The 7,472-nt window shown below is 72.3% G+C and carries 5 protein-coding genes and 1 pseudogene; 1 reads left to right on the top strand and 5 read right to left on the bottom strand.

Going from position 1 to position 7,472, the window contains the following annotated elements; translation table 11 throughout:
* The 4 genes and pseudogenes from ACWCSD_RS16300 to ACWCSD_RS16285 form a co-directional block, all read right to left on the bottom strand.
* Positions 1–799, bottom strand: a pseudogene (locus ACWCSD_RS16300) (serine--tRNA ligase); the annotation flags it as partial.
* 197 nt (positions 800–996) lie between these two features.
* Positions 997–1,917 carry a prephenate dehydratase gene (gene pheA / locus ACWCSD_RS16295; protein WP_387672065.1) on the bottom strand — a complete coding sequence of 307 codons (921 nt, stop codon included), beginning with the start codon at positions 1,915–1,917 and terminating at the stop codon, positions 997–999.
* Between the two features lie 73 nt (positions 1,918–1,990).
* Positions 1,991–2,413 carry a DUF4446 family protein gene (locus ACWCSD_RS16290; RefSeq protein ID WP_358290965.1) on the bottom strand — a complete coding sequence of 141 codons (423 nt, stop codon included), beginning with the start codon at positions 2,411–2,413 and terminating at the stop codon, positions 1,991–1,993.
* Positions 2,414–2,435: 22 nt separating this feature from the next.
* The gene (locus tag ACWCSD_RS16285; protein ID WP_397154952.1) at positions 2,436–3,626 is read right to left on the bottom strand and encodes a glycosyltransferase 87 family protein; all 1,191 of its coding nucleotides are present in this window, start codon (positions 3,624–3,626) and stop codon (positions 2,436–2,438) included.
* Positions 3,627–3,812: 186 nt separating this feature from the next.
* On the opposite strand from ACWCSD_RS16285, the gene ACWCSD_RS16280 reads away from it, so the two are divergent.
* Complete coding sequence (locus tag ACWCSD_RS16280) at positions 3,813–6,161, top strand: hypothetical protein (RefSeq protein WP_449915704.1); 2,349 nt, start codon at positions 3,813–3,815, stop codon at positions 6,159–6,161.
* Here ACWCSD_RS16280 and mptB read toward each other — a convergent pair.
* Positions 6,046–7,455 carry a polyprenol phosphomannose-dependent alpha 1,6 mannosyltransferase MptB gene (gene mptB, locus ACWCSD_RS16275; RefSeq protein ID WP_449915702.1) on the bottom strand — a complete coding sequence of 470 codons (1,410 nt, stop codon included), beginning with the start codon at positions 7,453–7,455 and terminating at the stop codon, positions 6,046–6,048. The genes ACWCSD_RS16280 and mptB overlap by 116 nt on opposite strands.
* Positions 7,456–7,472 lie beyond the last annotated feature (17 nt).

The raw sequence follows: 7,472 nt of genomic DNA, 5'->3' as shown, positions 1-7,472 counted from the left end.
CCTTGCCGTACGAGCCGGCCTCGCGGCGGAAGCACGACGACCAGCCCGCGTAGCGCAGCGGCAGCTCGTCGCCGCTCACGATCTCGTTGGCGTGGTAGCCGGCCAGCGCCACCTCGGAGGTGCCGACGAGGTAGAGGTCGTCCTCCGGCAGGCGGTAGATCTCCTTGTCGTGGGCCACGTGGAAGCCGGTGCCCTGCATGGTCTCCGGCTTGACCAGCACCGGAGTGATCATCGGCGTGAAACCGGCCTCGATCGCCTGCTGCATCGCCATGTTGAGCAGGCCCAGCTGCAGGCGCGCGCCGACGCCCTTGAGGAAGAAGAACCGCGAGCCTGACACCTTGGCGCCGCGCTCCATGTCGATCGCGCCGAGCGCCTCGCCGAGCTCCAGGTGGTCCTTCGGCTCGAAGTCGAACTGGCGCGGCTCCCCGCACGTCTCCAGGACGACATAGTCGTCCTCGCCGCCCGGAGGGGCGCCTTCCTCGACGATGTTCGGCACCGTCTGCATGAGCTGGTCGAGCTCGGCGGCCAGCTTCTCCGCCTCGGCCTCGGCGGCCTTGACCTGGCTCGCGAGGTCTTTGGCCCGCTGGAGCAGCGCGGCCTTCTCCTCGCCCTGCGCCTTGGAGACCGACTTGCCCATGCTCTTTTGCTCAGCGCGCATCGACTCGAACGAGGTCAGCGCGGATCGGTGGCGCTCGTCGAGGTCGAGCAGCGTTGCGACGACGGAGTCGTCCTCACCGCGGGCACGCTGCGACGCCCGTAGCCGGTCGGGATCCTCACGAAGGGTACGCAGGTCAATCACAAGGAAAGGCTACCGGCGCCCACCCCCGCCCCGCCCCCGGATTCCCCGGCGCACCACTCGGGGCGCACCCGCGGACCCCCGAAGGCACCGCGACCTGTGTGAACCATCGGGAACGGTCGGACCCTGCGAACCATCGGGAACGGTCGGACCCGCGTCAACGCCTCAGAGCGGTCAGGCCCGCGTGAACACCCCGGGGGTCAGAGCCGGCCGGATCTGATGCGGGCCAGCCAGTCGGCGGCCTCGGCGAACTGGGTGTCGGCCGTGCCCCTCTTGATCTGCGGCGTGACCCCGTCGGCGCGGGGGTAGCTGCCGAGGAAGCGCACCTCGCCGCAGATGCGGTGGAGCCCGGCGACGGCCTCGCCCACCCGCGCGTCGGCGATGTGCCCCTCGAAGTCGAAGTGGAAGAAATAGCGCCCGATGCCGTCGCCCGTCGGCCGGGACTCGATGCGGGTCAGGTTGACCCCGCGCACGGAGAACTCGGTCAGCATCTCCAGCAGCGCGCCCGGGTGGTCGTCGGCCAGGAAGACGACCAGCGTGGTGCGGTCGGAGCCGGTCGCCTCCGGCAGCGGCCCCGGACGGCTCACCTTGACGAACCTGGTCACCGTGTCGGACCGGTCGCCGATGTCGCCGGCCAGCGCGACCAGCCCGTAGTGCTCGCCGGCGATGCGCGCGGCGATGGCCGCGTCGTACGGCGAGCCGGGCAGCGAGACCTCCTGGGCCGCGGCCGCAGTGGAAGGCGCGGCGACCACCACGGCGTCGGGCAGCTCGCGGGCGATGAAGGCGCGGCACTGCGTGATGGCCGCGGGATGGGTGTAGACCCGCTTGATGTGCGCGATCTCGGTGTCGGGCCTGGCCAGCAGCGAGAACTGGACCGGCAGCAGCAGCTCGGCCGTGATCGTCAACGGCTCGCCCCAGGCGAACTCGTCGAGCGTCGTGGTGATCGCGCCCTCGATGGAGTTCTCCAGCGGCACGACGGCGCCGTCGGCGTCACCGGAACGGGCGGCGTTGAGCGCCGCGCTCACCGTGGCGCAGGGCAGGCGCTCGGCGGCGGGGTCAAGGAGCCTCAGGGCCTCTTCGGTGAAGGTCCCTTCCGGTCCGAGATAGGCGAGTCTGGGCATGCATCCAGAGTATCCGCAGGTGGTCGCAGCACGCCGCCCTTTCGCCGACCGCGTACGGCACCCGTGCGGACACTCAGCGTGAACCCTTGAGGACCCGCGGCGGGACCAGCGGCCCCAGCCCGAGCCGGGCCGCCCGCACCGCCTGCTCCTCCTCCGGCGACAGCGGCTGCTGCCCCTTCCCGCCCACCACCGGACGCACGTACGTGCGCGTCTCGCTGGTGCCGTTGATCGAGGTCAGCACGATGCCGTCGCCCAGCCCGTTGATCATGGCCACCGAGAACGAGAGCCTGCCGCTCATCTCGGCGAGCGCGTCGTAGCGGCACACGGCCACGTCCCTGATCGCCTTGAGGTCGCCGGCGCCCTCGCCGGCCTGCCTGGCCACCCTGCGCAGACAGTCGTCGACGGCGGCCCTGGCCTGCCTGAGGCCCATGTAGCCGATGAACACGCCACTCACCCCGGCCACGAGGCCCACGACTACCCAAGCGGTAACGAGCACGACACAGAGGGTAATACTTCGGTCAAGCCGGCTGCCGCCGTTTGGGCAACCAGGACGCCAGCAGCCAGACCAGAACCAGCGCCCCGAGCCCGAACCCGTCCTGCACGATCTTCCCGAGCACCAGGCTCACCCCCGGGATCCCGGCGGCGATCAGCGAGACCCCCCACCAGGGCACGGGCACCACGTAGAACAGCCAGACCCCCGCGGCCACCCGCAGCCTCACCGGATCGCGCCCGTCGCCGACGATCGCCCCGAGCACCACGACCACCCAGGCCAGATGGTGGATCCAGGCGACCGGCGAGAGCAGCACCGCCATCAGCGACGTCAGCGCCACCGCCGTCAGCTCGTCCTTCGCCTGGTACGCCGCCCGCGCCGCCCGGAACCCGTACCAGGCCACGGCCGCCACGATCACCGCCCAGATCACGAACGTCAGCGACTCCGGCATGTACAGCCGCAGCAACATGCCGCGGATCGACTGGTTCGTCGTGGCGGTGTTCGCCCCCAGCCGCTCCGGATCGAGCAGCGCCGAGAACCAGAAGGCGGACGCGTCCTGCGGGATCACCACGAACGGCAGCACCGTCAGCACGGCCGCCACGAACGCCGCCATGAAGAACGTCCGCCACTGCCTGGTGACCAGGAAGTAGATCAGGAAGACGCCGGGAGTCAGCTTGACGGCCGTGGCGAGCCCGACCAGGAAGCCCCGGGGCAGCCAGGGCCGCCGTGCCAGGCAGTCCACCAGGCACAGGGCGACCAGCAGGATGTCCACCTGCCCGAACCGCACCTGGTCCCGGATCGGCATCAGGTACGTGCAGGCCACCATGAGCAGCCCGAACACCCACGGCACGTAGGCCCGCAGCGCCTGACGGAAGGCGAACCAGACGGTGACGGCCAGCGCCGCGAAGATGCCGGCCGTCCACACCCATTGGGCGGTGCCCCAGGACATCTCGGCCAGCGCCACGGCCAGCATCGCCGCGACGGGCGGATAGGTGAACGGCAGCAGCTGGGGCGCCGGGGTGAAGAAGTCGTACACCGGACGGCCGTCGAGCAGCATCTGGCCGCCGGTACGGTAGACGTCGAGGTCGACGAGCCGCTGGTCGTCCGGGTTGGTCAGCCACGTGTGCACGAGAGGCGCGGCCGCCGCCGCGACGACGAGCGCCACCACCACCCACGCCCACCACTGCCGCCGGATCACTCGCACCTCGCCTCTTGTCACGATGTGGCACGTTACCGTGGCTGTTGATCGAGGGCGCAGACACTGGGGGTTCCGTACATGCCTTACGCCACGCTCGGGGGCGAGCACCAAGCGCGTCGCGTACGCCCCGCGACCCCGAGCGCCCACCCCAAGCCCCTGCACGATCTCGGTGCAGCGGCGCCTCGGGCGCGCCGCCATCTCATCACGGTGCTCCTCGGCCTCCTGATCGCCGCCCTCCTCCTCCCCGGCACGGCCGCCGCCGCCCAGGGGAGCGCCGCGGCGGCCTCGGGCAACGGCGTCCCGGGGCAAGGCGGGCCGGCAGGGCGGCGGGTCGTCGTGGTCGGCGTCCCCGGCCTCCAGTGGAGTGACTTCAGCGAGTCGGGCACGCCGACCCTGTGGAAGCTCGTCGCCCAGGGCAGCTCGGCGTCACTGTCCACCCGCGCCGTCCCGCCCAAGGACCGTGGCCTCACCTGCCCCATGGCCGGCTGGCTGACCGTCTCCGCCGGTCAGCGCGCCGGCACCCCCGGACAGGGCTGCCCCGCCGCGACGCCTCCTCAGGCCGCCGGGGAGGGCGCCACCGTCCCCGGGTGGCGGGAGCTGGTGGCCTTCCAGGCCGACACCGGCTACGCGGCCCAGATCGGCACGCTCGGCCAGTTGGTGGCGGACGGCGGAGGCAAGGTCGCGGCGATCGGCCCCGGCGCCGCCCTCGCCGCCGCCGACAAGAGCGGAAAAATCACCAAATACGCCCCCACCCTCGACGCCCTGAACGACCTGACCCCCTACAACCTGATCGTCTTCGAAGCCGCCGACCTCACCACCGCCTGGGCCCGCGGCCCCCTCGACGATCATGGCATCCCGGTCTCGCTCCCGGCCGCCGAACGTCAAGCCGCCGCAACCAGGGCAGACCAGCAGATCGCCGCCCTGATCGGCAAAGTGCCCCAGAACACCACCGTCCTGCTCGCCGGCATCTCCGACCTCAGCCCGAACGCCCACCTGCACGCGGCCCTCGCCACGGGACCGTCCCCGAGCGGGCAGCCGTACCCGCGGGGTGGCTCTCTCACCGCCTCCTCCACCCACCAGGACGGCCTGGTCACCATCACCGACCTCACCGCCACCGCCATCCAGCTCCTGGGCCTGACCACCCCTCGCGACGTGGTCGGCCGCGCCTGGCAGCCCGACGGCGACGCCTCCGCGCCGGCCGCCGCCACGGTGACCCGACTGGCCGACGGCGACCTGGCCAGCCAGGTGCTCCGGGACGTACGCGGGCCCTTCTTCACCGTCCTGGTGAGCGTCCAGCTGCTCTTCTACGCGCTGGCCGCCCTGGCGCTGCGCCGCCGCCGCTCCTCCCGCGCCCGGCAGGCCCCGCCCGCCTCCGACGCCGCCGGCTCGTCGGCCGACCGCACGCCCACGGCGACCGCCACCGTGGCTGGCGCTCCCCAGGCGAACGACCACCCTGCCCCGGCTGCGGGCGGCGACCCGGCCGACGCCTCGAAACTGCTGGCCGCCATCCAGGTGGTGGCGACCGTCAGCGGCGCCATCGCCGTCTCCACGTTCCTGGCCCAGCTCGTGCCGTGGTGGAGCCTGCCGATGCCGATGGTCTCGGTGATCGTGACGATCCTGGCCATCGCCGCCCTGATCACCGGCCTCGCGTTCGCCGGCCCCTGGCGTGCGCACGTGCTCGGCCCGCTCACCGTGGTCGCGGCCGTCACCTCGCTCGCCCTCCTGATCGACGTGATGACCGGCTCGGCCCTCCAGGTCAACGCCGTGACCGGCTACGAACCCGTCACCGGAGGACGGTTCTACGGCTTCAGCAACATCGCCTTCGCCGTCTACGCGACCGGCACGGTTCTCGGCCTGGCCGGGGTGGCGCATTGGCTGCTCGGCAGGGGCGTCTCCAGGACGGTGGTCGTGGCGCTGTGCGGCCTGTACGGCGCCTTCGCCGTCTTCGCGGACGGTTCGCCCTCGTGGGGCGCCGACTTCGGCGGTGTCCCGGCGTTCGTGATCGGGGTGGCGGTCTTCCTCATCCTGCTCTCCGGCAGGCGGGTGTCGGTGGTGAAACTCCTGCTCGTGGGGGTGGGCGCGGTCGCGCTGATCGCCGCCATCTCGATCTTCGACTGGATGCGCCCGGCCGACAGGCGCACGCACCTCGGCGCGTTCGTGCAGCAGATCATCGACGGCCAGGCGTGGACCGTGGTCGGACGCAAGTTCGGGGCCATGATCGGCGTGACCGTGGGCAACTGGCCGCTGACCCTGCTCTCGCTGGTCGCGCTGGCGTTCCTGTTCCTGGTGCTGGCCCGCCCGTCGCGATGGGGGATCTCGGCGCTGGGGCAGGCGTACACGCTGGCCCCGCCGCTCAGGGCCGGCCTGTTCGGGACGCTCACCTGCGCCTTCATCGGCTTCCTGATGAACGACTCGGGCATCGCCATCCCGGCCATGGCGCTCACGGTGGCGGTGCCGCTGACGCTCGCGGCCTGCGTACGGGCCCTCCAGCTCGCCACGCCCACACCACCAGCAGAACGGTCAACGCCAGCAGCGCCCACGCGATCTGAGGCCTGAGGACGCCACTGAGCCATTCGACGCCCCGCGGCTGCCCGTCGACCCGGGCGGGCAGGTAGGCCAGGGACAGGACCAGCAGGTGGGCGACCATGAACCCGTCGACGGCCGAGGCGCCCACCAGGGCGAGCATGCCGAACGCCAGCCCGTCGTACCAGGGCAGGATGTACGGCGTGGCGAACAGGTAGGCCACGACGAGCGCCGCCGCCACGACCGGCGCCTCCAGCCCTCCTGAGGCCCCCTCGCGGAAGGCGGACCGCCGGGACGCCAGCCGGAGCAACGACCAAGCGACGAGCGCGAGCACCACCAGCGCGCCCACCTGGATCTCGCCCCGGTACGCGCGCCCGGTGCCCACCAGGGCCCAGAGCCACCCCTGCACCAGCTTCCAGAACGAGGCGTGCGAGATCGCCTTGCTGGTGGTCGTCACCGGCGTGATCGCCTCGGGCCCGACGACCGCGTAGCCGACGACCACCACGGCCAGCGCGCCGGCCGCCATGACGGCGAGCCGCCCAGGACGGCGGCGCAGCTCCCACGCGGGCCCCAGCGCCACCAGCCCCGCGTTGAGCTTCGTCGCCACCCCGAGCCCGAGCAGCACCCCCGACGCGACCGGACGTGCCCTGGCCAGCAGCGCGGCCACCATGCAGGCGATGGCCAGGGTGTCGGCGTGCATGCCCGCGACCAGGTGGTAGAGCAGGAGCGGATTGACCGCCCACAACAGGGCGGCCCGCAGCCGCCGGGCGGGGTCGTCCCTGGTGAAGCGGTCGATCAGCAGGGCCGTGACGACGAAGGCGGCGGCGTTGAACACCGCCAGCACGAAGATGGTCAACCGGAGCGAGTCGCCGCCGATCCAGCTCGCCAGCGCCTGCAGAGCGGTGGCGACGGGCCCGTAGACGCTGGGTTCCTCGCGCCACGGCCGCTCGACCGCGTCGGCGATGGGATCGCCCGGCAGGTCGACGGCGCCGTGCGTGTAGGGGTTGAGCCCCAGCGTGACCATCCGGCCGTACACGGCGTAGTTGAGGTGGTCGCCGGAGCCCGAGGGAGGCAGGAACGCGAGCACCCCCGCGGCGAGACAACCGAGCAGCACCAGCGGCCGGACCCGCAGCCCGGGACGCGGCCCGGCGGCCAGCGCCGCCAGCAGCCCGGCCCCGCCGATGAGCAATGCCGCCGCGGCCAGGACGAGCACCGCATAAGGATCAGGACGGGCATCCAGCCAGTACGGCGGCTGCCACCCCGGCCCGCCCAGCGCCGGAACCATGGGAGAGGGCCCGAGCAACCCGATCGTGATCGTCAGGAGCACCGAGACCGCAATCATCA

Source organism: Nonomuraea sp. NPDC001684 (assembly GCF_053596515.1).
Note: the sequence above shows the minus strand (reverse complement) of the source record. Positions and strands in the feature narration are given on the sequence as shown.

Excerpts from the sequence above, each read along its gene's own strand:
- pheA (WP_387672065.1), bottom strand. The coding sequence starts at position 1,917 with ATGCCCAGACTCGCCTATCTCGGACCGGAAGGGACCTTCACCGAAGAG.